The organism is Limnohabitans sp. Rim28 (assembly GCF_000293865.2).
Taxonomy (GTDB): Bacteria; Pseudomonadota; Gammaproteobacteria; order Burkholderiales; family Burkholderiaceae_C; genus Limnohabitans_A.
On the sequence record NZ_ALKN02000001.1, the window covers coordinates 50,424 to 76,976 of the forward strand.

The following is a 26,553-nucleotide window of genomic DNA, read 5'->3' on the forward strand; positions in this document are numbered from 1 at the left end:
CCGGGCTGAACTTCAGTAAGAGGCTTTTGCGGCGCCAAGCACTGTCACAAGGTATCTTGGCCATTCCTGTCAGTTAATATTGATGCTTTTGGGGCCTGGCTGTCTGTGCAGACCCATTTATCTGATCTTTCAACGATCCGACAACGAACCGAAACACCGTGCGTCTCAATTCCATCAAGCTCTCGGGCTTCAAATCGTTTGCCGAACCCACCAACTTCTTACTGCCCGGGCAGCTGGTGGGCGTGGTCGGCCCCAACGGTTGTGGCAAGTCCAACATCATGGACGCCGTGCGCTGGGTGCTCGGCGAGTCCAAGGCGTCTGAGTTGCGTGGCGAGTCCATGCAGGACGTGATTTTCAACGGCACCAACACCCGCAAACCGGCCAGTCGCGCCAGTGTGGAGTTGGTGTTTGACAATGCTGACCACCGTGCGGGCGGCCAATGGGGCCAGTTTGCCGAAATTGCCGTCAAGCGCGTCCTGACCCGAGACGGCAACAGCAGTTATTACATCAACAACCAACCGGTGCGTCGGCGTGACGTTCAAGACGTGTTTTTGGGCACAGGTCTGGGCCCTCGCGCCTACGCCATCATTGGTCAAGGCACGATCAGCCGCATCATTGAGTCGCGTCCTGAAGAGCTGCGACTGTTTCTGGAAGAAGCCGCAGGCGTTTCCAAATACAAAGAACGCCGACGTGAAACCGAAAACCGCCTGTCCGACACCCGCGAGAACCTTACCCGGGTCGACGACATCCTGCGCGAGCTGAACGCGAACCTCGAAAAGCTCGAAAAACAGGCCGAAGTCGCCCGTCGCTACAACGACCTGCAAGCCGACAGCACCCTCAAGCAACACCAGTTGTGGTTTTTGAAGCGCCGTGACGCTGAGGCTGACCAAGGCCGCATGAAGACGGATGTGGACCAAGCGGTGAATGCCCTGGAGTCACGCATGGCCGATCTGCGCCATGTTGAGGCTGATTTGGAGACCATCCGTCAGGCGCATTACGCGGCAGGCGACCAAGTCAACCAAGCGCAAGGCGCTTTGTACGAAGCCAGCGCCGAAGTGGGTCGTCTGGAAGCCGAAATCCGCTTTGTGGTGGAAGGTCGCCAACGCGCCGAGCAGCGCTTGCAACAATTGTTGGCGCAAACAGCCCACTGGGGCGCCCGCCGCGAAGACGCCTTGGCCGAGTTGGAAACCCTCTCAGAGCAGGCTGCCATGGCCGAAGACCAGAGCATGACGCTGGCCGCCCAGGTGGAAGACCAGGCGATGGCTTTGCCCGATCTGGAAGAGGCCTTGCGCAAGGCCCAAAACGACGCCACCGCCCAACGCGCCACCGTGGTCCAAGTGCAGCAGCAAATTGGTGTGTTGGCCGCTGACCAGCGCAACGTTGAAGAACAAGCGCGCCAGCTCGAAAACCGCCGCGAACGTCTGCTGACCGACCGCAATGCCCTGGCCGCGCCCGACGAGGCGCGACTGCACAACTTGCAAGAACAGCTGTCCGAAGCCGAGGCTCTTTCCGCCGAGTCCGAAGCCCGCTTGCAAGATTTGCAAGCGCAGGTCCCCGCTTTAGACGAAGACCGACGCAGCCGTCAAACCGCCGTGAACCAAGAGTCTTCGAAATTGTCCGATTTGAGCGCCCGCATGGAGGCGCTCAAGGCCTTGCAAGAAAAAGTGCGCACCGACGGCAAGCTCAAACCGTGGTTGTCCAAGCACGGCATGGATGGGCTCGAAGGCCTGTGGAGCCGAATCCACATCGAGCCAGGCTGGGAAAATGCCCTGGAATCTGCTTTGCGCGAGCGATTGTCGGCTCTGGAGGTCTCCCGCCTGGACATGGTGCGCGCTTTGGCCAATGACGCGCCCCCTGCCAAATTGAGTTTTTTCAGTGTGCCCTTGGCCTCCCATGCCGTGCCGCGAAGTGGTGTTCCCGCCAACTGCAAGCCTTTGGCCGAATTGTTGCGTGTGCAAGATGTCGGTTTGTTGGCACTGCTTTCCGATTGGCTGCAAGGCTGTTACACCGCCCCCAATCTGGAAGACGCGCTGGCCTGCCGCAGCCAACTGCATGCCGGTGAAACCCTGTTTGTGCAAGCCGGTCATGCGGTTCAACTCAACAGCGTGGTGTTTTATGCGCAAGACTCCGAGCAAGCTGGCTTGTTGGGCCGTGCCCAAGAGATCGAGAATCTGGACAAGCAACTGCGCGCCCAAACGTTGATCGCTGAAGAAAGCCGCAGCGCATTGGTTCGGGCCGAAGCGGCCTATGCCGACGCTTCACAGCGTTTGATCTCGGTGCGCCGTGAAGCCAGCGATAGCCAGTCGCGCACGCACGAGCTTCAGGTCGAGACCCTTCGCCTGTCGCAACTGGTGGCGCAAACACGCGCCCGCAGCGAACAAATCAGCAGCGACCTGGCTGAAGTCGAGGCCTTGCTGGGCGACCTGCAAGAGCGTCGCGTCACTGCCGAGGCGCGCTTTGAAGAGCTGGACATGCAGCTGGCCGACACGCAAGAGCGCCACGCCCAGCTGGACGAGCGTGTGATTGAAGCCGAGCGCAAGCTGGCCGAGTGCCGCGAGCAACAGCGCAGCCTGGAGCGCCGCGCTCAAGAAGCGCAATTCTCGCAGCGCAGCCTGGACGCCCGCCGGGCTGAACTCCAGCGCACCATCGAGACCGCTCTGCAACAAGTGGCCAGCATTGAAGCCGAAACCCAGCGCGCCCGTGACGAACTGAGCCGCCTGACCGATGCTGCGGCCCAAGCCGGTTTGCAAAACGTCTTGGCCCTGAAACTCGAGCGCGAGCAAGCCCTGGGTACTTGCCGCAGCGCCTACGACGACTTGACCGCCAAACTGCGCGCCAGTGACGAACGCCGCGTGAGTTTCGAGCGTGAACTTGATCCGCTGCGTCAGCGCATCACCGATTTGCAACTCAAGGAACAAGCCGCGCGCTTGGGCCTTGAGCAATACACCCAACTGCTGGCCGATGCGCAAGCCGATCTGGAGGCCGTGGCCGCTTCGATTGAAGCAGGCCAAGTGCGCGTGACGGGCTTGCAAGGCGAAATCGACCGTATCCTCCGCGAAATCACGGCGCTTGGCCCCGTGAACTTGGCCGCACTGGAAGAGCTGAACACTTCGCGAGAGCGTAAGGTCTTCTTGGACTCGCAGTGTGCCGACCTGACCGACGCCATGACCACGCTGGAAGATGCGATCAAGAAGATTGACGCCGAAACCCGCGACCTGCTGGGCGGGACATTCAAGATTGTGAACGAGCACTTCAGCCGCATGTTCCCAGAGTTGTTTGGGGGCGGCAACGCGCGCCTGGTCATGACGGGCGACGAAATTCTGGACGCAGGCGTTCAGGTGTTGGCCCAGCCACCAGGCAAGAAAAACCAGACCATCCATTTGCTCTCTGGGGGCGAAAAAGCCCTCACAGCCATCGCGCTGGTGTTCGCTATTTTTCAGCTCAACCCGGCACCTTTTTGCTTGCTCGATGAGGTGGACGCGCCGCTGGACGACGCCAACACCGAGCGCTACGCCAAATTGGTCAAGGGCATGGGCAAAGAGACCCAGTTCCTGTTCATCAGCCACAACAAGATCGCCATGGAAATGGCCGAGCAGTTGATCGGTGTGACCATGCAGGAGCAGGGCGTTTCACGCATCGTGGCCGTTGACATGGAGTCTGCGGTCTCATTGGCCGACGTGGCCTGAGGACCTTATGTTGGAATCGATGAGTTCTTTGCAAATGAGTTTGGCGGCGATCGGCGCGCTCACCGTGGGTGCCGTGGTGGTCTACAACCATTGGACGTCGCGCAAAAACGAACCTCGCCAGGCAGACCCTTTGCGCGAACCTGTGGGCAGCGACATGGAGCCGGTTCTGGATCCCGAGATCAACATGGACCCCACTGCGGGCCAAGACCCCGTTTTGGACGATGGTTTTGCAAGCCTGCCCTTGCCTGAGCGCAAGACAGCTTTGGACGCCCTGATTGATGTGATCGCTTTGGTCGAGGTGGACCAAGCGGTGTCGGGTGATGCGGCACTGGCGGCGTTGCCACTGACACGCCGTGTGGGCAGCAAATTGTTCACGGTCGAGGGGCTGTCACAAGAAACCGGTTTGTGGGACAGCTTGGCTCCTTCTCGACGGTACACAGCTTTTCAGGCAGGTGTGCAGTTGGCCAACCGCATGGGTGCCCTGAACAACATTGAATTTTCAGAGTTTGTGGTCAAGACCCAGGCTTTTGCCGATGCCGTGGGCGGTACGCCCAGTTTCAGCGACATGCTCGAAGAGGTGGCCCGTGCCCGTGAACTGGATCAGTTTGCGAGCGTGCACGATGCACAGTTGAGCTTCACCCTTTGTGCCAGCAGCGCGGCTTGGAGTCCTGGCTACATCCAGCAGCATGCCGGTCGCTTGGGTTTTGTTCCGGGCGTCATGCCCGGTCGCATGGTCTTACCTGCCGCAGAACAAGGCATGCCACCGGTCTTGGCATTGACGTTTGACAGCCACGCGGCGCTGGCCGACGATCCTGCTTTGTCGGCGATTCGTTCTTTCACCTTGAGCCTCGATGTGCCTCAAACGGCCCGTGAAGACGAACCGTTCACCCGACTTCGTGAAGCCGCGCGCTTGTTGGCTGAAGCCATGGATGGTGTGGTCACCGATGGTGAAGGCCAGATGTTGAACGCCGATGCGCTGGATCAAATTGGCAGCGATTTGCAGCAACTTTATGACGCCCTCGATGCGCGTGAATTGTCTGCGGGAACGCCTCAAGCCCGGCGTTTGTTCTCTTGAGCGGGTTTCAAACTTGAACCCCAGCACGCCAGACCTGTTTGGCGATTTGTTTGCCGAGCCCTCAACGCCAAAATCACCCCCAGGCGAAGGCCAGATCTCGGGCCCTGCAGAGCAGGCCCACTTACTGCGTACGCAACTGCATCGCCACGCGCATGCTTACTACACGCTGGATGCTCCGGAAATTCCAGACGCTGAATACGATCGCTTGTTTCGCCAACTGCAAGCGCTTGAATCGGCACATCCCGAACTGCTGAGCCCCGACTCACCCACTCAGCGTGTGGGCGGGGCCATCCTTGACGCCTTCGCACCGGTCAAGCACCGCGTGCCCATGCTCAGCATCCGCACTGAAACCGACACCGAAGCCAGCGGTGCTGAGGCCTTCGACACGCGCATCCGTAAAGAGTTGGGACTGACTGAAGCCGATCCGGCGGTGACCTATGTGGGCGAACTCAAGTTCGACGGCCTGGCCATGAGCCTGCGTTATGAAAACGGTGTGCTGGTGCAAGCGGCCACCCGGGGTGACGGCGAAACCGGCGAAGAGGTCACGGCCAACATCCGAACCATCGGGCAGATCCCGCTGCGTTTGCCGCCGGATGCGCCTGCAGTGCTGGAAGTGCGCGGCGAGGTCTACATGCGCCGCGACCACTTCGAGGCACTGAATGAGCGGCAACGTCAGCGGATTGCCGCGGGAGCGAAGGGTGAGAAAACCTTCGTCAACCCACGAAACGCCGCCGCGGGTGCTGTGCGCCAACTGGATTCCGGAATCGCTGCAGAGCGCCCTTTGAGCTTTTTTGCGTATGGTTTGGGCGACATCACCCCAGCCAGTCTCCGTGGCCCGTTTTGGCCAAGCCACTACGACATGCTGATGCAGCTCAAGGCTTGGGGATTTCCGGTGGCTGAGCAAACGTCCTGCGTGTCCGGCGCCTCTGGCTTGGTGGCCTTTCACCAGCGCATGGCGGCAGCACGCGATGCGCTGCCCTACGACATCGACGGCGTGGTCTACAAAGTGAACGACTTGGCACAACAAGCCCGTCTCGGTTTTGTGACCCGGGAGCCGCGTTGGGCTGTGGCCCACAAATACCCGGCGCAAGAAGAGATGACCACTTTGTTGGCCATTGACGTGCAGGTTGGGCGCACCGGCAAACTCACGCCTGTGGCCAAACTGGCCCCGGTGTTTGTGGGGGGCGTGACCGTGACCAATGCCACTTTGCACAACGAATTAGAGGCCCGCCGCAAAGACGTGCGGGTGGGTGACACCGTGATCGTGCGCCGTGCAGGCGATGTGATCCCGGAGGTGGTGTCGGTGGTGCTGGATTGCCGCCCAGCCGAAGCGCCGCAATTCACCATGATGGCGCATTGCCCGGTGTGCGGCAGTTTGGCCGAGCGGGAGGAGGGCGAAGCCGACCACCGCTGCACGGGTGGGCTGTTTTGCAGCGCCCAGCGCAAACAAGCCATCTGGCACTTTGCCCACCGCCGGGCCATGGACGTGGATGGCTTGGGCGACAAATTGGTGGACCAACTGGTGGATTCAGATCAAGTCAAAACCCTGGCCGATCTTTACCACTTGAAGCTCGACACCCTGGCCAAGATGGACCGCATGGCCGAAAAATCGGCCGTCAACCTGCTCGAAGCGCTGGAAAAATCCAAAACCACCACCCTGAGTCGTTTTTTGTTCAGTCTGGGCATTCGCCATGTCGGCGAGGCCACGGCCAAAGAGCTGGCCCGCCATTTCGGGCAACTCGACGCCGTCATGGTGGCCAGCGAAGATGCGCTTTTGCAAGTGGCCGACGTGGGCCCGGTAGTGGCGCACAGCATCCGTACCTTTTTTGACCAGCCGCACAACCGCGAAGTGGTGCAAGCCTTGCGCGAAGCAGGGGTCACCTGGCCTGAAGGCGATGCTTTGGCCCCGACCGAAATGCCACTGGCGGGCATCACCGTGGTGCTGACAGGCACTTTGCAGAGCATGGGCCGCGACGAGGCCAAAGAAAAACTCGAAGCCTTGGGCGCCAAGGTGGCTGGCTCGGTCAGCAAGAAAACCCATTATGTGGTGGCGGGTGCTGAGGCAGGCAGCAAGCTCGATAAGGCCCAAGCACTGGGTGTACCGGTGCTGGACGATACCGGTCTGGCCCTGCTGATCACAGGTCAAAAACCCTGAGGCCTCAATCGTCTTCAGCAGCGCTGATGTCCGGGAACAGGACGTCGGTAAAACCAAAGCGCGTGAAATCGCGCACCCGCATCGGATAAAGCGTGCCGATCAAATGGTCACATTCGTGCTGCACGACGCGGGCATGAAATCCGTCGACTGTGCGGTCAATGGGACTGCCCTTGTCATCAAATCCGGTGTACCGAATGTGTGCCCAGCGCTGAACGACCCCGCGCAATCCAGGCACAGAGAGGCAGCCTTCCCAATCGTCTTCCTCTTGCGGGCCCAGCGGCGTGATGACCGGGTTGATCAGCACGGTGCGCGGTACCAGCGGCCTGCCGGGGTAGCGCGGGTTCACGGACGAACTGCCAAACATCACGAGTTGCAGATTGACCCCAATTTGAGGCGCGGCCAGACCCGCCCCATTGACCGCCACCATGGTGTCGTGCATGTCGGCGATCAAGGCTTGCAGCTCGGCGGTGTTGTAAGCGGTCACAGGCTCTGCGGTGCGAAGCAGTCGCGGGTCGCCCATTTTGAGGATGTCACGAACAGTCATCTTGGCAAACTCACATGAAAAAATAAAAGAACACAATCATCTGCATGCGTCGAAGGCCATCGGCGCGGCCAATCTGACGACCTGAGCCATCGTAGAGGCGATCACCATCGATGCGGCCCAACTGCATGCCAGAGGCACTGTAAAGCCTGTCTCCATCGATTCGCCCCGTTTGGCTACCCGAGGCGTTGTAGACCCTGTTGGCGTCGATGCGCCCTAACTGGCGCCCAGCGTTGTCATAGACGCGCTCACCGTCAACCCGCCCTATGAATTGGCCAGAAGCGCTGTAAAACCGCTCAGCTTCCACCCGGCCCAGCGAACGACCCGTGCTGTCGTACATGCGCTGCGCAAAAGCAGCGGACATCATCCATAAAACGATGAGTAAGGCGGCAATGGCGCTTTTTGACATCAGAAAAAGAATCCCAAAGCGGCTCAATGCGTCAAGGCAGCTTGGCGCATACCGAAACTTGGGCTTGTTGCACATTGGTCTGCGTGGCCAGAGGGTGTTGCACCAACCACTGCTCAAGGTCGAGCAGCACTTGATGGGTTTGCAGCTGGCGCGTCAACAGATGCCAGCCTTCCGGGTAAATTGCAAAATCGAGCGTGTTTCTGGCTGAGCCTGAGGCGTTCAGGTGCGTCAACCAATCGCAGACAGGTGCCGGTGGGATGATGCGGTCGCGCAAGCCGTAAAGCACCAGACTGCGCTGCGGGGGCACATCGCTCAGGCTTTGGGCCCGACCCATCAACGATGTCACACCGGCCAAGCTGCTGACGCGTGTCGCTTTGATGAACAGCGGGTCGCGGCTGAGGTCGCGCGAGACTTCAGGGTCGTTGGTGGGGGTGATGCCCAGCGACTGCACGCCACGGCCCGTGAATGTCATGTCAGGGGCCACGGCATTCATGAATTGCAAGCCCCACCGTTGGAACCAAGGCATGCTGTTGGCACCCCAGACAGCAGGGGCCTTGAGCACCACTTGGTCGGCCACCAAGCCGGGTGCTTCAGAGGCTGCCACCCAGACCAAGGCAGCGCCCATGCTCTCACCCACAACCGTCAGTGGTAAGCCGGGGTGCTGCAAGCGCAGTTGGGCAGAGATGCGCCGTAAATCGGCCAGCAGCGGATCCGTGCCCGGCCAAATGCCAGGTTCAGGGTTGGCCCCAAAACCGCGCTGATCGTAGGCATACACAGTGGCCCCCAGTTCAGCCCTCAAATGCTGCGCGAGGGATTCAAAGGCTTTGCTGTAATCATTGAAGCCGTGCACGCCCAGCACAATGTGACGAGGTTGAGCGTGTTGCCAGACGCGTCCGGCCAAATTTTCGCCATTCGCCAGTTCAAACCGCAGCGGCAAAGGCGCTGTGGCACTCGAGGATGAGGCATGGTCGCGCAGGGGCTGCGCGGTCACTTGTGCCGGACTGGGTGCGCAGGCGGTCAAACCCAAGAGCGCCAAGGCCATGACCCATGATCCGCACGTGCGCTTGAACACCGCCAAAAAGCTCAAGGTGACCACCCCATGGCTTACAGGCCTTTGAGCTTGTCCAAAGCAGCGAGCAGGGTGTCGTCCTGTTTGGCAAAGCAAAAGCGGATCACTTTCTGGTCAAACCCGTTGCCATAGAAAGCCGAAAGCGGAATCGCGGCGACCCCAATGTCTGTGGTCAGCCATTTGCAAAAATCAGCTTCGCTGAGGTTTTTCTCGGGCACTTTCAAATTCGAGATGTCCACACACTGAAAATACGTGCCTTCGCCAGGCAACAATTTGAAGTGTGTTTGCGCCAAGCCCGCACGGAACAAATCGCGCTTGCGTTGGTAAAAAGCGGGCAATTCCAAATAGGGCGCAGGGTCGGCCATGAAACGCGCCAACGCGTGCTGCATGGGCGTGTTGACGGTGAAGACATTGAACTGGTGCACTTTGCGAAATTCGGCGGTGTAAGCCGCTGGCGCTGCCACAGTGCCCACTTTCCAACCCGTGACATGGTAGGTCTTGCCAAAGCTCGACACGATGAAGGCGCGGGCGGCCAAACCTTCGAAGTGCGCAGAGCTCCAGTGTTGGTTTGGCGCATAAACCATGTGCTCATAGACCTCGTCACTGATCAGGACGATGTTGGTAGGGGCCAGGATTTCTTGCAAGGTCAGCATGTCTTGCTGAGACCAGATCATGCCGCTCGGATTGTGCGGTGAGTTGATCAAGATCGCCCGTGTTCGGTGGTTGATGGCGGCGCGGATTTTGTCAAAGTCAGGCCGAAATGTGCCTGGCGTGAGCGGCACGCGCACCACCACACCGCCCGCCAACTCGATGTTGGGCACATAGCTGTCGTAGCAGGGTTCGAGCACGATCACCTCGTCCTCCGGATGCACGATGGCCAACAGGATGGTCAAGATCGCTTGGGTCGCGCCCGCGGTGACCGTGATCTCGCTCGCAGGGTCATAGTGCCTGCCGTAGAGGCTTTGGATCTTGCGCGAGACGGCTTCGCGCAAAGGGGCCACACCCGTCATGGGTGGGTATTGGTTCAGGCCTTCAGACATGGCGTCGTTGACCAAGGCAGGCAGGCGTGGGTCGCAGGGGAAGTCCGGAAAGCCTTGCCCCAGATTGACCGCTTTTTTTTCTGCGGCCAAGGCCGACATGACGGTGAAGATGGTGGTGCCCATGTTGGGCGCTTTGGAGACGATGGCAGGCGTGCGTGCGTTCATGGCAGTTTCAAAGTTCGTAATCGTTGACATGGCCGGTCATGGCCCGTGCGACCAAGGGGGCAGTCAGTCGGTCGCTCAGCATTTCGGCAAATTGGTAGACAAATTGGCGCAAGTAAGCGCCCCGCTTGAAGGCCACACGGGCCACATTCATGCCCAGCAAAGCACCGAGCGGTCGTACCGCCAAGTCTTTGACCGGGTCATCTTTGACGGCCATCTCGGCCACGATGCCAATACCCAGCCCCAGCCGCACATAGGTCTTGATGACGTCCGAGTCGATGGCTTCCAGGGCAATGCGAGGCGTGATCTTCTTCGCAGCAAAAGCTTGGTCAATGCGGCTGCGACCCGTGAAAGAGGGGTGGTAGGTGATCAGGGGTTCGCTGGCCAGGTCTTCCAGTGACAAATGGGTTTTTGCAGTGAGAGGGTGATCCAAAGGCAGGACCAACACGTGTTGCCATTCGTAGCAGGGCAGGGTGACCAGGTCCTCGTAGGCCGACAAGGATTCGGTGGCAATGCCGATTTCAGCGGTATCGTCCAGCAACATTTTGGCGACCTGATCGGGCGCGCCTTGGTGCAGGCTGATGTTGACCTTGGGGTATTTTTCACGCAACTTGGCCACCGGCATGGGCAACACGTAGCGTGCTTGTGTGTGGGTCGTGGCAATGGACAAAGTGCCACTGTCTTGGGTGCTGAATTGTTCGCCAATCTTTTTCAGATTGTTCACCTCGCGCAGAATCAATTCAATGCTTTGCAACACGTGTTGACCGGGCTCGGTGATGCGTTTGAGGCGTTTCCCATGCCGCGCAAAAATCTCGATGCCCAATTCATCTTCCAGCTCAATGATGGCCTTGGACACGCCTGGTTGCGAGGTGTGCAAAGCTTTGGCGGTTTCCGTCAAATTCAGGTTGCGGCGGGCAGCTTCTTGGACAAAGCGAAATTGGTGCAGGTTCATGTTCGTATTGTTATATGGCCGACCTGAATTATGCTTTAAATGTCTATTGCTGGATTTTCATGGCCCGCTGCAATGCGGGCCATGAGCGAGGTCATGGCGGGATGTTCACCCATCGCAGGGAGCAACTCGAACCGCATCTGCGGGTAAGCCTCGGACAAGCCGTGGACGATCTCGGGCAAGTCTTCGCGGGCATGTCGACCAACGCCTAAAAACATGGGGACGATGCGCACATGGGACAAGCCCTGTTTCATCATCTGCTCAATGGTGCTGGGCAAATCGGGTTGTGTCAGTTCCAGAAAAGCCACGGCCACCGGCAATTCGGGGTAGGTGGCTTTCATGCGTTCGGCCACAGCATCAATCGGAAGACGCCATAAGGGGTCGCGCGATCCGTGCGCAAACAGCACCACACCGGTGCCAGAATCAAAACTGGGGTTCATCGCCGAAGCACCATCCACCAAAAAGCGGCCAAAGAAACGGCACTGTACAAAAGCGCTGGCGCAGCCGATGTGAGCAGCGGCTGCCAGTTTTGTAAGTTGCCGATGAAACTGAACACGTTGTTGAGCAGCGCAAAGCTGATGCCCGCCAAAACACCACCAAACACATGTCCAGCGATTTGACCGGATCGGAAGTGAAGGTAAGCAAACGGCAGTGCCAGCACCAACATGACCAGACAGCTCAAAGGGTAGAACACCTTGCGCCAAAACTCGATTTCGTAGCGTTGCGCGTTTTGGTTGTTCACGGACAGATGCCGCATGTAACCAAATAATTCCCAAGTGCTCATGCGGTCTGGGCTGAGCAAGGCGGCGGCCACCATGTCGGAGCTGATGCCGGTTGGCCAGCGCTCATGGTCTGTCTTGACCGCTGTGAATTGGACCGATGGATGGGTGTTGCCTGCTGTGATGGACTTGTGGTTCACCTGGTGCAGCTGCCATTGCCCCGCTTGAATTTGCGCATTTTTGGCATGGGTGATGGCCAGCAATTGACCGGTCTGGTTGAAGGCATGGATGCGAACATCTTCCATTTGGTCAATGCCATCAAAGCGGCGCACATTCACGGCGTACTGCTGATTGCCTTGTTTCTCGCGCAGCCAGGCGCCGGTTTGCCCCAAGGTCAGTTGACCTAGAAAGGGGGCTTTGATTTGTTGGGCTTGTCGCTCTGCCCAAGGGGCTGCGTAGTCGCCTAAAAAAAAGGTCATGCCCACGAAGATCAAACCCAGTTTGAGCAGGGAACTCAAGGCCATCCAGGGCTCAAGACCACCCGTACGCAAAATGGTGAATTCCGAGCTTTGCGCCAGGCGTGCCATTACAAAAATACTGCCAATCAAAACCGATATGGGCAGTAACTCGTACAGGTGCGATGGAATTTTGAGGGAGATAAAAAGCAGCGCGTGTTGCAGCAGGTAACCCTGGCCGGCGAAGCGAGACAGTGACTGCAGCTCATCGACCATGTCGAAAAACAAGAAAAGCGCGAGAAAGCCCAAGGCCACAAACACCACTGCGCGGATGATTTCACCGAACAGCAAACGACGAACGGTTTTCATGCCGGCGCCCCTTTCGCATGGCGCAAATCAGGCAAAACATTGCGCCAACTCCAATTCATGTGACGCCACGATAGCCAAACCATGGACACCGCCAAAACACCACCATGCAACACCAAAATAAACCCGATCGCACTGACGCGTCCCGTACTGATCCAGCTCTGACCCACATTCAACAGGTTGTAATAAGCCACGAAAACGAACAGGGCCAACCCCAAGTGGTAACTTCGGCCCACACGCGGATTCACCGCAGACAGGGCCAAGGCCAGCAGCACCATGTTGATGGCGGTGAATACCAAACCAACGCGCCAAGCCAATTCAGCTTGGTTGTTGGGGCTGGGTTGTTGGATCAGTTGAAGCGTGGTGCTTTGTCGGCTGTTGCGTACACCGCCATCGGGCGCCGTGTCGGTATCGATCAACAATTGGTAACGCTCAAACTGGGTCAAGCGCGTCTCGCCGGTGTCCAAATGGGTTAACCATTGCTGGCCGTTTTCCAAAAATAAAAAACGGTCCGACCCAACGATCTCGATGCGTCCTTGCGAAGCCGTGGTCACACTTTCCAACTGCCCGTCACGGCTGGACACGAACACATTGTTGCCCCATTCTTGACCCGGGCTGTCTTTGTCGATGAAAAAGACGCGGTTGCCGCCCGCCGACTCTTGAAATTGGCCAGGGGCGATGCGCTCCACGTCGTTTCTCTTTTCATAGCGCTGGCGCAAGTCTTGGATTTGCTGATGGCTCCAGGGCCAGACAAAAAGTGACAACAGGCCAATCACCACAAAAATAGGCCAAGAAAACCGGAAAAGGGGCCGTATAAATTGGGCGAGACCCTGTCCGCTGGAAAACCAGATGACCATCTCGCTTTCACCGTACATGCGCGACAAAGTGGCCACACAGGAGATGAAGAGGCTGAGGGTGATGATGGTGGTCATTTGCCCCAGCACACTGAAGCCCATGACCAGCAAAACCTCTGAGGGGTTCACGCTGCCCCGACTTGCTTGTCCCAAGGTGCGGATCAAGATGATCGTCATGACGATGGTCACGAGAATCAAAAGCGTCGCACCAAAGTTGCGCGCCAAGTCTTTGCGTAATGAGGAATGGAATAACATTGGCGAAACAGGAAAACCCGAATTATGAACTTCGAAATCCAAAAGCTCTCTCTCGCCCGTGCAATTCAGGGCCAACTGGATGCCATGGTCGTTTTGTGGCCCAGTGAAACGGTGCCTGAGGCCTTGGGGCATGACCCCGTCACCCGCTGGGTGGCCACAGCCATGGAGCAGGGCGATTTTGAACTCAAAGCCGGTGCCGTCTTGACGCTCTATTGCCAACCAGGCATCACGCCTCGTCATTTGGTCGTGGTCTGCACTGCTCAAAACCAAGCGGGCCAGATTCGAAGCGCCGTTCAGACCGCATGGAGCGCGCTCAAGTCCGCCAAGGTCAAACAGTTGGGCTTGCATGTGGTGGGTGATGTCACGTCGCAGGGCCTGCAACTGGCTTTGTCGTGCCTGGCAGATGCCAGTTACAGCTACACCACCACTTTGAGCAAGCCTAAAACCCGTTTGCTCAAACAAGTGACCGTCAGCACTGAAAAAACCACGCTGGCCCTCGAAAACGCTGTGCGACACGCCCAAGCCTTGGTTTCCGGCGTCGAGTTGGCCAAAGAATGGGCCAACCGCCCGGCCAATCACGCCACGCCCAGCCATTTGGCACATGCTGCCAAAGACATCGCCAAGGGCAAAGCGTTCAAGTGCGAGGTGTTGGGCCCCAAAGAGGTGGCCAAGTTGGGCATGGGTGCCTTCATGGCGGTGGCCCAAGGTTCTGCCGAGCCTTTGAGGTTCATTGTCATGCGCTACAACGGTGCTGCAGCCACACAAGCGCCTGTTGTTTTGGTGGGCAAGGGGATCACTTTCGACACGGGTGGCATCTCTATGAAGCCCGCGCCAGAAATGGACGAGATGAAGTACGACATGGGCGGTGCGGCCAGCGTGTTGGGCGTCTTCAAGGCCTTGACCTACTTGAAGCCTACCCTCAACGTGGTGGGGCTGATTCCAGCCACTGAAAACATGCCCGATGGCCTGGCCGTCAAGCCTGGCGACGTGGTCACCAGCATGAGTGGTCAAACCATTGAAATCCTGAACACCGATGCCGAAGGTCGTTTGGTGCTGTGCGACGCGCTCACCTATGCCGAACGCTTCAAACCGCAGGCAGTGATCGACATTGCCACCCTCACGGGTGCTTGTGTGATTGCTCTGGGCGCCGTGCGCACGGGCTTGTTTTCGAGCAACGATGCGTTGGCCCTGCAGTTGCAGCAAGCAGGGGAGACTTCGGGTGACACCTGCTGGCGCATGCCCTTGGACGAAGACTATGCCGAGGGTCTCAAGTCGCGTTTTGCCGATGTGGCCAACGTGGCAGGCCGTGCGGCCGGATCGGTCACTGCGGCCAAGTTTTTGCAGCGTTTTGCGCAGAATTTTGCCTGGGCTCACTTGGACATTGCGGGCACAGCATGGCGCAGTGGCGCAGCCAAAGGGGCCACGGGTCGCCCAGTGGGATTGCTGCTGCAATACCTGACCGAACTTGCGGGCGCTGACAAGCCGTCACTGGTGGCGAAGTCCAAACGGCCGCGCCTGAACCCCTCGACCCCGCCCGTCAGCCGTGTCCCCGCCAAGCCCAAAGCACGTGCTTTGCGAAAAGCCTGAAGACCCTTTGACCCACCGATTTGATGATCCGCATCGAATTTCACTTCAACACCCACGAGCGCTTGCTGCACACCTGCCGCTTGCTGCGCAAAGCGCGTTCTCAAAACATGCGTGTTGCTGTGGTTGGGGCGCCGGTCACTTTGAGGCAACTCGATGCCGAGCTGTGGCGCTTCCAAGATGTGGCTTTCTTGGCGCATTGCACCTCAGATTCATCGCCCGAGGTCCAAAGCGCCTCACCCATTTGCCTCGGTCCCGACCCGCTGGCATGGGGAATGAAGGACGTGCTGGTCAATCTCGGCGATGACGTGCCCTCAGGTTTTGAGGGTTTCCAGCGCCTGATCGAGATCGTTTCCAGCGACGACCATGGCAAAGCCCAAGCGCGTCTTCGGTGGAAACATTACAAAAGCCTGGGTTTCGACCTGGTGCAACATGATTTATCCAAAAGCACTGAGCCATGAACGCTGTATCGAATGCGACGCCAGAGGTTCGTCCTTTGCCTGACGAAATACCCACCTTGACACAAGAGATGGACGAGGTGCCGTCTTCGGTCGCGTGCGCTTTAGACGCCCGTGCAGCAGAAAAACAAGCCTTCATGGCTTTGTCGGCCGAGTTGTTGCAGCAACTCCGTCCGGAATTTGAGCGTTTGGCCGCAGGTTTGGTGCATCGCACCTTGGAAACAGCCTGGCATCACAAGGCCAACACCCCCACAAAGCCATGAGCCTGTGTTTTTCATAATCTGTCACTTTGGTTTTCCCTGAGTCACAAGTGCCTCAATTTGCAGTATCTTTGAGGCTTGCTTGATTGAAGCAATTTTTGTACGGAGTAATCTATGAAATTTTCTGGTTCGCGTTCTTTGACTGTGGTGGCTTTGGCTGCTGCTGCCGTTGCTTTGGCCGCTTGCGGCAAAAAAGAAGTGGTCTCCAACGAGATGGTTGTCAAAATTGGCCACGTCGGTCCGGTCAGTGGCGCCATTGCCCACTTGGGCAAAGACAACGAAAACGGTGCACGCATGGCCATTGAAGAGCTGAACGCCGCTGGCCTGAAGATTGGTGACAAAACCGTCAAGTTTGAGCTGCTGACCGAAGACGATGCAGCAGACCCCAAACAGGGCACTGCAGCCGCACAAAAATTGGTGGATGCCAAAGTCAATGGCGTGATCGGTCACCTCAATTTGGGCACCACCATCCCTGCATCACAGATTTACAACACAGCCGGTATTCCCCAGATCTCACCATCGGCCACCAACCCCAAGTACACCCGTCAAGGCTATGCAGGGGCTTTCCGTGTGGTGGCTGACGACGTTCACTTGGGTGGCACGCTGGGCAAATACGCCGTTGAAACCCTGAAGGGCAAAAGCATTGCAGTCATCGACGACCGTACCGCTTACGGTCAAGGTGTCGCTGAAGAGTTCAAGAAGGCCGTTACGGCCGCCGGTGGCGCCATCGTGGGTCATGAATTCACCACCGACAAGGCTTCAGACTTCAATGCCATTTTGACCACGCTCAAGGCCAAGAAGCCGGACATCGTTTTCTTTGGCGGCATGGACGCTGTGGCGGGCCCGATGTTGCGCCAGATGAAGTCCTTGGGCATCCAAGCCAAGTTCATGGGCGGCGACGGCATTTGCACTTCGGAGTTGGCCAAATTGGCGGGCGACGCCATGCGGGATGAAGGCGTGGTGTGTGCTGAAGCCGGTGGTGTCGAAGGCGAGCAAAAAGTGGGCATGGACAAGTTCCGTACCGACTTCAAGGCCAAATTCAACGCCGACGTGCAGGTTTATGCCCCTTATGTTTATGACGCGGTCAAAGTCATGGCCACCGCCATGGTCAATGCCGGTTCTGCTGATCCAGCCAAGTATTTGCCCGCGCTCAAGAGCATCACTTACAAAGGTGTGACCGGTGACATCGCTTTTGATGAAAAGGGCGACATCAAGAATGGCGCTTTGACGCTGTACACCTACAAAGGTGGCGAGCGTTCACAAATCGCTGTGGTTCGCTGATCGACGGCCCCCGCTTGTCGGGGGCGCATGTCCGTGGGGTGCTTCTCGGCACCTGACGACAAGCACAGACGAAAAAAAGCCTGCACATGTGCAGGCTTTTTTGATTTGGCGGAGCAGGCGGGATTCGAACCCGCGGTGGGCTATTAACCCACACACGCTTTCCAGGCGTGCGACTTAAACCACTCATCCACCGCTCCGAAGGGGCAGATTGTAGCAGTGGATCCCTTGATTTTTGACCCATGGTGCCGATTGTTGTGACGGTTCTCAAGACTTGGCACGACCAGTTTTTTGCCATTTTGTGGTTTGACGCGCTTTGCGGAGGCTTTTTATCCTTAAACTTCGCCTTCGTTTGAATTTCTTTGTCCCTCCATCGGCACAACGCCCCATCAGCCCATGAAATTTCGTTTCCCCATCGTCATCATTGACGAAGACTACCGCTCCGAAAACACCTCGGGCTTGGGCATCCGGGCATTGGCCGACGCCATCGTGGCTGAAGGTCTGGAAGTGCTGGGTGTGACCAGTTATGGCGACTTGTCGCAGTTTGCCCAACAGCAAAGCCGCGCCAGTGCCTTCATTTTGTCGATCGACGACGAAGAGTTTTCACCCGGACCCGACCTGGATCCGGCCGTGATCAATTTGCGCGCCTTCATTGACGAAGTCCGGCGCAAAAACGCCGATGTGCCCATTTACATCTATGGCGAGACCAAAACTTCGCGCCATTTGCCCAACGACATTTTGCGTGAGTTGCATGGCTTCATCCACATGTTTGAAGACACGCCCGAGTTTGTGGCGCGACACATCATCCGCGAGGCCAAAAGCTACCTCGAGGGCGTGCAACCCCCTTTCTTCAAAGCCTTGCTTGATTACGCGGAAGATGGCTCTTACTCTTGGCACTGCCCGGGTCACTCGGGTGGAGTGGCTTTCTTGAAAAGCCCTGTCGGTCAGATGTACCACCAGTTTTATGGCGAGAACATGCTGCGTGCCGACGTGTGTAACGCGGTGGAAGAGCTGGGTCAGCTGCTGGACCACAACGGCGCGATTGGCGAAAGCGAGCGCAATGCGGCCCGCATTTTCAACGCAGACCATTGTTTCTTTGTGACCAACGGTACCAGCACCTCCAACAAAATGGTGTGGCACCACACCGTGGCGCCGGGTGACGTGGTGGTGGTGGACCGCAATTGCCACAAGTCGATCTTGCACGCCATCATCATGACCGGCGCTGTGCCAGTCTTCATGAAGCCCACGCGCAACCATTTCGGCATCATTGGCCCCATACCCAAGAGCGAGTTCGAGCCCGCGGCCATCATGGCCAAGATCAAAGCCAACCCCTTGCTCAAGGGTGTGGACCCTAAAAAGGTCAAACCCCGCGTGATGACGCTTACGCAGTCCACCTACGACGGCGTGCTCTACAACACCGAGACCATCAAGTCCATGCTGGACGGCTACGTCGACAACCTCCATTTCGATGAAGCTTGGCTCCCGCACGCGGCTTTCCACCCGTTTTATGGCCCGTACCACGCGATGGGCAAAAAGCGCGCACGACCCAAAGAGTCCATGGTGTATGCCACCCAATCCATCCACAAGTTGCTGGCCGGCATCAGCCAAGCCAGCCATGTGTTGGTGCAAGACGCCCAAAACGTCAAACTCGACAGGCACTTGTTCAACGAAGCCTATCTGATGCACACCTCGACCTCGCCGCAGTACAGCATCATTGCCAGCTGCGATGTGGCTGCTGCCATGATGGAGCCACCCGGTGGCACAGCATTGGTGGAGGAAAGCATTGCCGAGGCGCTGGACTTCCGCCGGGCCATGCGCAAAATCGATGCCGAATACGGCAAGGATTGGTGGTTCAAAGTGTGGGGCCCCGAGAAGTTTGCCGAAGAAGGCATTGGCCGAGCTGACGACTGGATCTTGCGCAACGACCCTCGTAAAAAAGCCAGCAAGTGGCACGGTTTTGGTCAGCAACTGGCCGATGGCTTCAACATGCTGGACCCGATCAAGTCCACCATCGTCACGCCTGGCCTCGATCTGGATGGCAAGTTCGACAAGACCGGTATTCCCGCGTCCATCGTCAGCAAGTTTTTGACCGAGCACGGTGTGGTGGTCGAGAAGACGGGCCTCTACAGCTTCTTCATCATGTTCACCATCGGCATCACCAAGGGCCGCTGGAATACCTTGCTCACCGCACTGCAGCAGTTCAAGGACGAATACGCCAAGAACCAGCCGATGTGGAAAATCATGCCGGAGTTCTGCCAAAAGCATCCTCGCTACGAGCGCATGGGCCTGCGTGACCTGTGCCAGCATGTGCACGAGATGTATGCCAAGTACGACATCGCCATCTTGACCACCGACATGTACTTGTCGGATTTGGCTCCGGCCATGCGCCCCTCAGACGCCTATGCCCACATCGCCCAGCGCAAGACCGAGCGGGTGGAAATCGATCACCTGGAAGGCCGCATCACCGTGGGCTTGGTCACGCCTTACCCACCGGGCATTCCGCTTTTGATTCCCGGTGAAGTCTTCAACAAGAAGATCGTGGACTACCTCAAGTTTGCACGCGAGTTCAACGAGAAGTGCCCAGGGTTTGAGACCGATATTCATGGTTTGGTCGAGATCACGGACGATGAGGGCAAAAAACGCTACTACGCTGACTGCGTCATGGCCTGATGTCCACCCCCAACGCAGGTCTACCCCGGTGCCCCTACACTCATGGGTTACCCCAATAGCCTTGCCATGAACGCCTTTGTAGACGTCTCTTTTTTCCCACGCGACGCCAAGCCGCTGTCCAGTTACCGCAAGTTCTGGGCTCAGCGCTTTGGCACGGCCCCATTTTTGCCGATGAGCCGCGAAGAAATGACCCTGCTGGGCTGGGACAGCTGTGACATTGTTCTGGTCACGGGCGATGCCTATGTGGACCACCCCAGTTTCGGCATGGCCGTCATCGGGCGCATGCTCGAAAACCAAGGTTTCAGGGTCGGCATCATTGCCCAGCCCGACTGGACCAGCGCTGAGGCCTTCAAGACTCTGGGCAAACCCAATCTGTTTTGGGGCGTGACCAGCGGCAACATGGATTCCATGATCAACCGCTACACAGCGGACCGCAAAATTCGCACCGACGATGCCTACACCCCGGGCGATGTGGGTGGCAAACGCCCCGACCGCGCCGCCATCGTCTACAGCCAGCGATGCCGCGAGGCCTTTCCTGAGGTGCCCATTGTGCTGGGCGGCATCGAAGGCAGTCTGCGGCGCATCGCGCATTACGACTACTGGTCTGACAAAGTCCGCCGCTCGGTGGTGGTGGACAGCAAGTGCGACCTGCTGCTGTATGGCAACGCTGAGCGGGCGATTGTTGAGATCGCCCACCGCTTGGCGGCGAGAGAGGCTGTGCAAAAAATCACCGATGTGCGAGGCACAGCCTTTGTGCGCCGCCAAGGCGACGAATCGGCTTCCGGCTGGTTTGAAATTGACTCCACCAGCGTTGACACGCCCGGTCACGTCGAGGCGCACATCAACCCCTATTTAATGATCTCGGATCAAGCGAGAGAGCAGGGCGCCACCTGTGCACGAGAGGAAGAGGCCAAGGAAGTGGCCGAGGGCCATAACGCCAAAAGCACGCAGGGCATCGAGGCCGATTTGTCCGCCGCAGTGGCCCAAGCCCGCACCGTGCAAGCGGCCATTCAGCCGCTCACCTTTGTGCCCAACCCCGCTTTGCGTGGCAAAGGCACCCACAAAGTCCCGCCCCGCGACAAGAGCGTGATCCGCCTGCCCAGTTACGAACAGGTCAAAAGCGACGCCGTGCTGTACGCCCACGCCAACCGCGTGCTGCACCTGGAAACCAACCCCGGCAACGCCCGCTGCTTGGTGCAAGCGCACGGGGAGGGCGCCACCGCCCGCGACGTGTGGATCACACCGCCGCCCATCCCGCTCACCACGGCCGAGATGGACTTGGTGTTTGACCTGCCCTATGCGCGCAGCCCACACCCACGCTACGCCGATGAAAACGGCAGCCATGACCACGCGACCAAAATCCCCGCTTGGGAGATGATCCGCTTCTCGGTCAACATCATGCGTGGCTGCTTTGGCGGCTGCACCTTTTGCTCGATCACCGAGCACGAAGGCCGCATCATCCAAAGCCGCTCTGAAGAATCCATCATCCGCGAGGTGGAAGAGATCCGTGACAAGGTCAAGGGTTTCACAGGTGTCATCTCTGACCTGGGTGGCCCCACGGCCAACATGTACCGTCTGGGTTGCAAGAGCCCAGCCATCGAGTCGGCCTGCCGCAAACCCAGCTGCGTGTTCCCAGGCATCTGCCAGAACCTGACCACCGACCATGGCCCGCTGATCAACATGTACCGCCGGGCGCGCAATCTGAAGGGCATCAAGAAGATCCTGATCGGCTCTGGCCTGCGTTATGACTTGGCTGTGCAGTCCCCCGAGTACGTCAAAGAACTGGTCCAGCACCATGTGGGCGGTTACCTCAAGATCGCGCCTGAGCACACCGAAGGCGGTCCGCTGTCCAAAATGATGAAGCCGGGCATCGGCAGCTACGACAAGTTCAAACAGATGTTTGACAAGTACAGCGAAGAGGCCGGCAAAAAGCAGTTTCTCATCCCTTACTTCATCGCCGCGCACCCCGGCACCAGCGACGAAGACATGATGAACTTGGCCGTCTGGCTCAAAAAGAATGGCTTCAGGGCCGACCAGGTGCAGACCTTCTACCCCAGCCCCATGGCCACGGCCACGGCCATGTACCACTCCACCCGCAACCCGCTGCGCAAAATCACCCGCGACAGTGAAAAAGTCGACGTCGTCAAAGGCGACAAACGCCGCCGCCTGCACAAGGCGTTTTTGCGCTACCACGACGCGAACAACTGGCCGTTGCTGCGAGAGGCTTTGAAAGCCATGGGCCGTTCTGACCTGATTGGCAATGGCAAACACCACTTGATCCCCAGCTGGCAACCATTGGCCGAAGAAGGCTACCAAAGCGCACGACGCAAAAACAGCACGGGTGCAGGGGCCAAGTCCTCGGTGTCTTTGTCAACCGCCAAGCGCTCTGCGGGGGCTTCAAATGCTCAGCCCAAAGCAGGGCAGCTCCTCACCCAGCACACGGGCTTACCACCGCGCCGCAAGAGTTGACGACATTTTGAGATTCAGGCCATGCCCTGAAACGCCTGAGAAGGTCCCCGCTTAAGCGGCGGGCACCGCATTGAAAACACCAAATTGGCTTGCGCTGTAAGCCAATGCTGGGGTGTCGTTCCAACCGTAATCGCGCACCTTGCCCAGCACAATCAAATGATCGCCTGCGTCCACCAGTTGGTGCAAGTCGCAGTCAAACCATGCCACTGTGCCGGCCAAGCGCAGGCGATCGCTGTGGTGTCGTTCCGCCGGCACACCCATAAAACGATCGGTCATGGTGCCAGTGGCAAATTGCATGGCCAGCGCTTGTTGGTCGTGCGCCAGCACATTCACCATGAAACCATTCGATTCGGTGAAAGCGATCAAACTGCTGGCCGCTTTGCGGATGCTCCACAAGACCATGGCCGGGTTGAGCGACACCGAGCTGAAAGAGTTGCAGGTCATGCCCACGTCTTGCCAGTCGTGGTGAGCCGTGATCACGGTCACCCCTGTGCCAAAGCAAGCCAAGGCTTTTTTATAGTCACCGGTGTTTTCTGGGCGTCCGGGCGGCAAGTCTCGGTCAGCGGCATAAGGGTCGTGGGTCGTGATGTGAGAAGTCTTGGGCAGGGGCAGGTTCATGGGTTTCATTCAGGAGGGCTGCAAGGTTTGCAGCAACTCGGTTTCGATTTGTATTTGCGCCCGGTTGTGTTGCAACTCGGGGCCGCTGATGAGGAAGTTGTCTTCAACCCGCTCGCCCAAGGTGCTGATTTTGGCCAAGTGCAGCTGTATGCCATGACGTGCCAGCACCGTGGCAACGCTGTAGAGCAAGCCCATGCGGTCACTGGCCGAGATGCTGAGCAGCCATTTTTGGGCTTTTTCGTCGGGGCTGAGGCTGACGCGCGGGGTGATGGGAAAGCTTTTGACCCGCCTGGACACACGGCCTCGCGATGGCGTGGGCAAGGGGCCTTGTTGATCGAGGGCTTGTGCCAAACCTGATTCGACCATGGTCATGAGTTCACGGTAGTGCTCGGGCAGCATGGACGTGACGATTTGAAACGTGTCCAGCGCCCAACCGGTGCGCGTGGTGTGCACCCGTGCATCGAGGATGCTGAAGCCCGATTGGTCAAAGTGACCGCAGATGCGGGCAAACAAGTCGGGCTGATCCGGTGTGAACACCAAAACCTGCAAGCCTTCCCCCACAGGGGATGGCCGGGCACGCACGATGGCACGGGCTGGTGAGGCTTCGGGCAAGGCCACATGGCGCGAGAGTTGCCTGGCGTGCCATGCGATGTCTGAGGCATCGTGGCGCATGAAGTAGCTCACGTCCAAGGTGTCCCAGAGGGCTTTGTGGCCTTCGTGAGGTTGTGCTTGGCGGGCCAATTCAATCAGGGCTTCGCGTTTTCTGGCCTGCACTTCGGTGTTGGCATCGGGGGCGCTGCCGCCCAGCACACGCAAAGTGGCCTTGTACAGGTCTTCCAGCAGTTTGCCTTTCCAGGCGTTCCAAACCTTGGGGCTGGTGCCCCGGATGTCGGCCACGGTCAAGAGATACAGCGCCGTCAGATGCCGCTCGTCGCCCACCCGTTGTGCAAACCGGGCAATGACTTCCGGGTTGCCCAGGTCTTCTTTTTGGGCCACATGGCTCATGGTCAGGTGTTCGCTGACCAAAAACTCCACCAGTTTGGCGTCTTCTTTGTCGACACCATGTTGCCTGCAAAAGGTGCGCACCTCGGTGCAACCCAGCTTGGAGTGGTCACCGCCACGGCCTTTGGCGATGTCGTGGAACAAGGCGGCCGCATACAAGATCCAGGGCTTGTCCCAGTCGCTGGCCAGCTGAGAGCACAAGGGGTATTCGTGGGTGTGTTCGGCCATGAAAAACCGTCGCACGTTGCGCAGCACCATCAAGATGTGTTGGTCCACCGTGTACGCATGAAACAGGTCGTGCTGCATTTGGCCCACGATGCGCCGAAACACCCACAAATAGCGGCCCAGCACCGAGGTGTCGTTCATCAGGCGCAGGGCATGTGTGATGCCTTGTGGTTGCTGCAGGATCTGCAAAAACGTTTGCCGGTTGACCGGGTCAGCCCGAAACCGCCCGTTCATGACCGAGCGCACGTTGTACAGCGCCCGCAGCGTTCGTGCCGACAGGCCCTTGAGGCCGGGTGTCGCTTGGTAAAGCAAAAAGGTTTCTAGGATGGCGTGCGGGTGCTTTTGGTACAAGTCGTCACTGGCCACTTCGATCAGACCGGCTTTTTCAAAAAAGCGTTCGTTCAATGGACGGAAATGGTCAATGCTTTCGCCACGTTCGGTCTTCAGGCGGTCCTCAATGTTCAGCAACAAAATCTGGTTGAGTTGGGTCACCGCCTTGGCCGCCCAGTAATACTGGCGCATCAGTTTCTCGCTGGCCCGCAAAGCCAAGCGGCCCTCAGGTGTCACGTCCGAGCTGAAGCCAAAGGTTTCGGCCACACTGGTTTGCAGGTCAAACACCAATCGGTCTTCACGGCGCTTGGCTTGCAGGTGCAAACGGGCGCGGATCAAGCCGAGCAAGGCTTCGTTGCGTTTGATTTGGCGTGCTTCAAGCGGGGTGGCCAAACCCTTGCGGGCCAACTCGTCCCAGCTGTGGCCCAAACCTGCTGCACGGGCGACCCACAAGATCACTTGCAGGTCGCGCAGACCCCCGGGGGATTCTTTGCAGTTGGGCTCGAGGGCGTAAGGGGTGTTCTCAAACTTGTTGTGGCGTTGGCGCATCTCCAGCGTCTTGGCCACCATGAAGGCTTGCGGGTCCATGGCGGCTTGAAAACGCTGCTGAAAATCACCAAACAAATGGGTGTTGCCGGTGACCCTGCGGGACTCCAGCAAGGACGTCTGAACCGTGATGTCTTTGGCGGCCTCGGCCAAGCATTCTTCGACGGTGCGCACGCTGGAGCCAATGTCCAGGCCCGTGTCCCAGCAGCTGCCAATGAAACGCTCTAACTGAGCTTGCAGCATTGGGGTGTGCTCGGGGGACTCGCCCTTGGGCAACAGCACCAGGACATCGACATCCGACTGGGGGAATAACTCCGCGCGGCCAAAGCCACCGACTGCCACCAAACAAAGCTCTGGCGAAAAACCCGCTTGCTGCCACAGCTGTATGAGCAAACCGTCGGCCAGGATCGACAACTGGCGCAAGGTTTGTTTGAGCCCCCGCGCGGCATAAGTGCTGCTGGCCAAGCCCAACAGCACAGCGACTTTGTCTTGCTTGTAGGTCTCGCGCAGCACGGCCAGATCGGCCAGCGGAGCAGGGGTTTGCATGTCAGGCAGCGGCGGTGCCGGACACAAAGCTGGGGATGGCGGGCGAACCCGCTGACACCGTCAACACTTCGTAGCCTGTTTCGGTGACCAACACCGTGTGCTCCCACTGAGCCGACAAAGAGTGGTCCTTGGTGATGATGGTCCAGCCATCGCCCATTTCCTTGATGTCGCGCTTGCCCGCGTTGATCATGGGCTCAATGGTGAAGACCATGCCTGCGACCAATTGGGTGAGCGTGCCTGGCTTGCCGTAGTGCAGCACCTGGGGTTCTTCGTGGAACACCTGGCCGATACCGTGACCGCAGAACTCGCGTACCACCGAAAAGCCGTGGCCTTCGGCAAACTTTTGGATGGCGTGGCCGATGTCGCCCAAATGTGCGCCAGGTTTGACCTGCTCAATGCCTTTCCACATGGCGTCGTAGGTGAGGGCGGCCAAGCGCTTGGCGGCAATGGTGCCATCTCCCACCATGAACATGCGGCTGGTATCACCGTGCCAGCCGTCTTTGATCACCGTGATGTCGATGTTCACCGAGTCCCCTTTTTTGAGCGGCTTGTCGTTCGGAATGCCGTGGCACACCTGGTGATTGACCGAGGTGCAGATGGACTTGGGGTAGGGCTTGTAGCCGCCCGGTGCGTAGTTCAAAGGGGCCGGGATGGCGTGCTGAACGTCGACGATGTAGTCGTGGCAGAGCTTGTCGAGTTCGTTGGTGGTGACACCGGGCTTGACGAAAGGGGTGATGAAGTCCAGAACTTCGGAGGCCAGACGACCGGCGATGCGCATGGCCGCGGCGTCTTCCTTGCTTTTGATGGTGATGCTCATGCCGCAATTATCCCA

At 58.4% G+C, this 26,553-nt stretch carries 20 protein-coding genes and 1 tRNA gene; 9 read left to right on the plus strand and 12 right to left on the minus strand.

Going from position 1 to position 26,553, the window contains the following annotated elements; all coding sequences use genetic code 11:
* Positions 1 to 158: 158 nt before the first annotated feature.
* From smc to ligA, 3 genes are read left to right on the plus strand one after another with little or no spacing between them, the layout of a single operon-like run.
* Entirely contained in the window at positions 159 to 3,686 is a 3,528-nt protein-coding gene (smc, locus tag B472_RS00250) for a chromosome segregation protein SMC (RefSeq protein WP_019427808.1), read from the plus strand.
* A 19-nt stretch (positions 3,687 to 3,705) separates the two neighbouring features.
* Positions 3,706 to 4,761, plus strand: a complete 1,056-nt coding sequence (locus B472_RS00255; protein ID WP_026039705.1) for a cell division protein ZipA C-terminal FtsZ-binding domain-containing protein — start codon at positions 3,706 to 3,708, stop codon at positions 4,759 to 4,761.
* 13 nt (positions 4,762 to 4,774) lie between these two features.
* Complete coding sequence (gene ligA, locus B472_RS00260; protein WP_019427810.1) at positions 4,775 to 6,916, plus strand: NAD-dependent DNA ligase LigA; 2,142 nt, start codon at positions 4,775 to 4,777, stop codon at positions 6,914 to 6,916.
* Positions 6,917 to 6,920: 4 nt separating this feature from the next.
* Here ligA and def read toward each other — a convergent pair whose 3' ends face one another.
* From def to lptF, 8 genes are all read right to left on the minus strand, one after another.
* Positions 6,921 to 7,460, minus strand: a complete 540-nt coding sequence (def, locus tag B472_RS00265) for a peptide deformylase (RefSeq protein ID WP_019427811.1) — start codon at positions 7,458 to 7,460, stop codon at positions 6,921 to 6,923.
* Between the two features lie 10 nt (positions 7,461 to 7,470).
* Complete coding sequence (locus B472_RS00270; protein WP_019427812.1) at positions 7,471 to 7,866, minus strand: 5-fold beta-flower protein; 396 nt, start codon at positions 7,864 to 7,866, stop codon at positions 7,471 to 7,473.
* Between the two features lie 31 nt (positions 7,867 to 7,897).
* Positions 7,898 to 8,908 carry an alpha/beta fold hydrolase gene (locus tag B472_RS00275; protein ID WP_133176043.1) on the minus strand — a complete coding sequence of 337 codons (1,011 nt, stop codon included), beginning with the start codon at positions 8,906 to 8,908 and terminating at the stop codon, positions 7,898 to 7,900.
* 62 nt (positions 8,909 to 8,970) lie between these two features.
* On the minus strand, positions 8,971 to 10,140 hold the full coding sequence (locus B472_RS00280) for a pyridoxal phosphate-dependent aminotransferase (RefSeq protein ID WP_019427814.1): 1,170 nt from the start codon (positions 10,138 to 10,140) through the stop codon (positions 8,971 to 8,973).
* 7 nt (positions 10,141 to 10,147) lie between these two features.
* Positions 10,148 to 11,089 carry a CysB family HTH-type transcriptional regulator gene (locus B472_RS00285; RefSeq protein ID WP_019427815.1) on the minus strand — a complete coding sequence of 314 codons (942 nt, stop codon included), beginning with the start codon at positions 11,087 to 11,089 and terminating at the stop codon, positions 10,148 to 10,150.
* A gap of 35 nt (positions 11,090 to 11,124) precedes the next feature.
* Positions 11,125 to 11,526, minus strand: a complete 402-nt coding sequence (locus tag B472_RS00290; protein ID WP_019427816.1) for a sirohydrochlorin chelatase — start codon at positions 11,524 to 11,526, stop codon at positions 11,125 to 11,127.
* Entirely contained in the window at positions 11,523 to 12,629 is a 1,107-nt protein-coding gene (gene lptG / locus B472_RS00295; protein WP_019427817.1) for an LPS export ABC transporter permease LptG, read from the minus strand. The genes B472_RS00290 and lptG overlap by 4 nt, the downstream gene beginning before the upstream one ends.
* Positions 12,626 to 13,735: an LPS export ABC transporter permease LptF gene (lptF, locus tag B472_RS00300; RefSeq protein WP_019427818.1), complete on the minus strand. Its 1,110-nt coding sequence runs from the start codon at positions 13,733 to 13,735 to the stop codon at positions 12,626 to 12,628. The genes lptG and lptF overlap by 4 nt, the downstream gene beginning before the upstream one ends.
* A 24-nt stretch (positions 13,736 to 13,759) precedes the next feature.
* Between lptF and B472_RS00305 the strand changes: the two genes are divergently transcribed.
* The 4 genes from B472_RS00305 (at position 13,760) to B472_RS00320 (ending at position 17,318) form a co-directional block, all read left to right on the plus strand.
* Positions 13,760 to 15,322: a leucyl aminopeptidase gene (locus B472_RS00305; RefSeq protein ID WP_019427819.1), complete on the plus strand. Its 1,563-nt coding sequence runs from the start codon at positions 13,760 to 13,762 to the stop codon at positions 15,320 to 15,322.
* A 23-nt stretch (positions 15,323 to 15,345) separates the two neighbouring features.
* Positions 15,346 to 15,780, plus strand: coding sequence for a DNA polymerase III subunit chi (locus tag B472_RS00310; RefSeq protein ID WP_019427820.1), 435 nt, complete (start codon positions 15,346 to 15,348; stop codon positions 15,778 to 15,780).
* Positions 15,777 to 16,040, plus strand: coding sequence for a hypothetical protein (locus B472_RS00315; RefSeq protein WP_019427821.1), 264 nt, complete (start codon positions 15,777 to 15,779; stop codon positions 16,038 to 16,040). The genes B472_RS00310 and B472_RS00315 overlap by 4 nt, the downstream gene beginning before the upstream one ends.
* 111 nt (positions 16,041 to 16,151) lie before the next feature.
* Complete coding sequence (locus B472_RS00320; protein WP_019427822.1) at positions 16,152 to 17,318, plus strand: branched-chain amino acid ABC transporter substrate-binding protein; 1,167 nt, start codon at positions 16,152 to 16,154, stop codon at positions 17,316 to 17,318.
* A gap of 106 nt (positions 17,319 to 17,424) precedes the next feature.
* Here B472_RS00320 and B472_RS00325 read toward each other — a convergent pair.
* A tRNA-Ser gene (locus B472_RS00325) sits at positions 17,425 to 17,515 on the minus strand.
* Between the two features lie 196 nt (positions 17,516 to 17,711).
* Here B472_RS00325 and B472_RS00330 point away from each other — a divergent pair.
* Both B472_RS00330 and B472_RS00335 read left to right on the plus strand, forming a co-directional pair.
* Positions 17,712 to 19,985 (plus strand): arginine/lysine/ornithine decarboxylase, encoded by a 2,274-nt coding sequence (locus tag B472_RS00330; protein WP_019427824.1) that lies wholly within the window; start codon positions 17,712 to 17,714, stop codon positions 19,983 to 19,985.
* Positions 19,986 to 20,051: 66 nt separating this feature from the next.
* The gene (locus B472_RS00335) at positions 20,052 to 22,454 is read left to right on the plus strand and encodes a YgiQ family radical SAM protein (RefSeq protein ID WP_019427825.1); all 2,403 of its coding nucleotides are present in this window, start codon (positions 20,052 to 20,054) and stop codon (positions 22,452 to 22,454) included.
* Positions 22,455 to 22,505: 51 nt separating this feature from the next.
* Here the strand turns inward: B472_RS00335 and B472_RS00340 are convergent, their stop codons facing one another.
* From B472_RS00340 to map, 3 genes are read right to left on the minus strand one after another with little or no spacing between them, the layout of a single operon-like run.
* A complete protein-coding gene (locus tag B472_RS00340) occupies positions 22,506 to 23,072 on the minus strand; it encodes a flavin reductase family protein (protein ID WP_116798546.1) in 567 nt (188 codons plus the stop codon).
* Between the two features lie 9 nt (positions 23,073 to 23,081).
* Positions 23,082 to 25,721 carry a [protein-PII] uridylyltransferase gene (locus B472_RS00345; protein ID WP_019427827.1) on the minus strand — a complete coding sequence of 880 codons (2,640 nt, stop codon included), beginning with the start codon at positions 25,719 to 25,721 and terminating at the stop codon, positions 23,082 to 23,084.
* A 1-nt stretch (position 25,722) separates the two neighbouring features.
* Positions 25,723 to 26,538, minus strand: coding sequence for a type I methionyl aminopeptidase (map, locus tag B472_RS00350; protein ID WP_019427828.1), 816 nt, complete (start codon positions 26,536 to 26,538; stop codon positions 25,723 to 25,725).
* Between the last annotated feature and the right edge of the window lie 15 nt (positions 26,539 to 26,553).

Bases quoted from the DNA above. Each gene is read 5' to 3' on its own strand.
- def (WP_019427811.1), bottom strand. From the start codon at position 7,460: ATGACTGTTCGTGACATCCTCAAAATGGGCGACCCGCGACTGCTTCGC.
- B472_RS00310 (WP_019427820.1), top strand. From the start codon at position 15,346: ATGATCCGCATCGAATTTCACTTCAACACCCACGAGCGCTTGCTGCAC.
- lptF (WP_019427818.1), bottom strand. From the start codon at position 13,735: ATGTTATTCCATTCCTCATTACGCAAAGACTTGGCGCGCAACTTTGGT.
- B472_RS00330 (WP_019427824.1), top strand. From the start codon at position 17,712: ATGAAATTTCGTTTCCCCATCGTCATCATTGACGAAGACTACCGCTCC.
- lptG (WP_019427817.1), bottom strand. From the start codon at position 12,629: ATGAAAACCGTTCGTCGTTTGCTGTTCGGTGAAATCATCCGCGCAGTG.
- B472_RS00315 (WP_019427821.1), top strand. From the start codon at position 15,777: ATGAACGCTGTATCGAATGCGACGCCAGAGGTTCGTCCTTTGCCTGAC.
- B472_RS00340 (WP_116798546.1), bottom strand. From the start codon at position 23,072: ATGAACCTGCCCCTGCCCAAGACTTCTCACATCACGACCCACGACCCT.
- B472_RS00320 (WP_019427822.1), top strand. From the start codon at position 16,152: ATGAAATTTTCTGGTTCGCGTTCTTTGACTGTGGTGGCTTTGGCTGCT.
- map (WP_019427828.1), bottom strand. From the start codon at position 26,538: ATGAGCATCACCATCAAAAGCAAGGAAGACGCCGCGGCCATGCGCATC.
- B472_RS00255 (WP_026039705.1), top strand. From the start codon at position 3,706: ATGAGTTCTTTGCAAATGAGTTTGGCGGCGATCGGCGCGCTCACCGTG.
- B472_RS00335 (WP_019427825.1), top strand. From the start codon at position 20,052: ATGAACGCCTTTGTAGACGTCTCTTTTTTCCCACGCGACGCCAAGCCG.
- B472_RS00275 (WP_133176043.1), bottom strand. From the start codon at position 8,908: ATGGCCTTGGCGCTCTTGGGTTTGACCGCCTGCGCACCCAGTCCGGCA.
- B472_RS00285 (WP_019427815.1), bottom strand. From the start codon at position 11,089: ATGAACCTGCACCAATTTCGCTTTGTCCAAGAAGCTGCCCGCCGCAAC.
- B472_RS00270 (WP_019427812.1), bottom strand. From the start codon at position 7,866: ATGTCAAAAAGCGCCATTGCCGCCTTACTCATCGTTTTATGGATGATG.
- B472_RS00280 (WP_019427814.1), bottom strand. From the start codon at position 10,140: ATGAACGCACGCACGCCTGCCATCGTCTCCAAAGCGCCCAACATGGGC.
- B472_RS00305 (WP_019427819.1), top strand. From the start codon at position 13,760: ATGAACTTCGAAATCCAAAAGCTCTCTCTCGCCCGTGCAATTCAGGGC.
- B472_RS00290 (WP_019427816.1), bottom strand. From the start codon at position 11,526: ATGAACCCCAGTTTTGATTCTGGCACCGGTGTGGTGCTGTTTGCGCAC.
- B472_RS00345 (WP_019427827.1), bottom strand. From the start codon at position 25,721: ATGCAAACCCCTGCTCCGCTGGCCGATCTGGCCGTGCTGCGCGAGACC.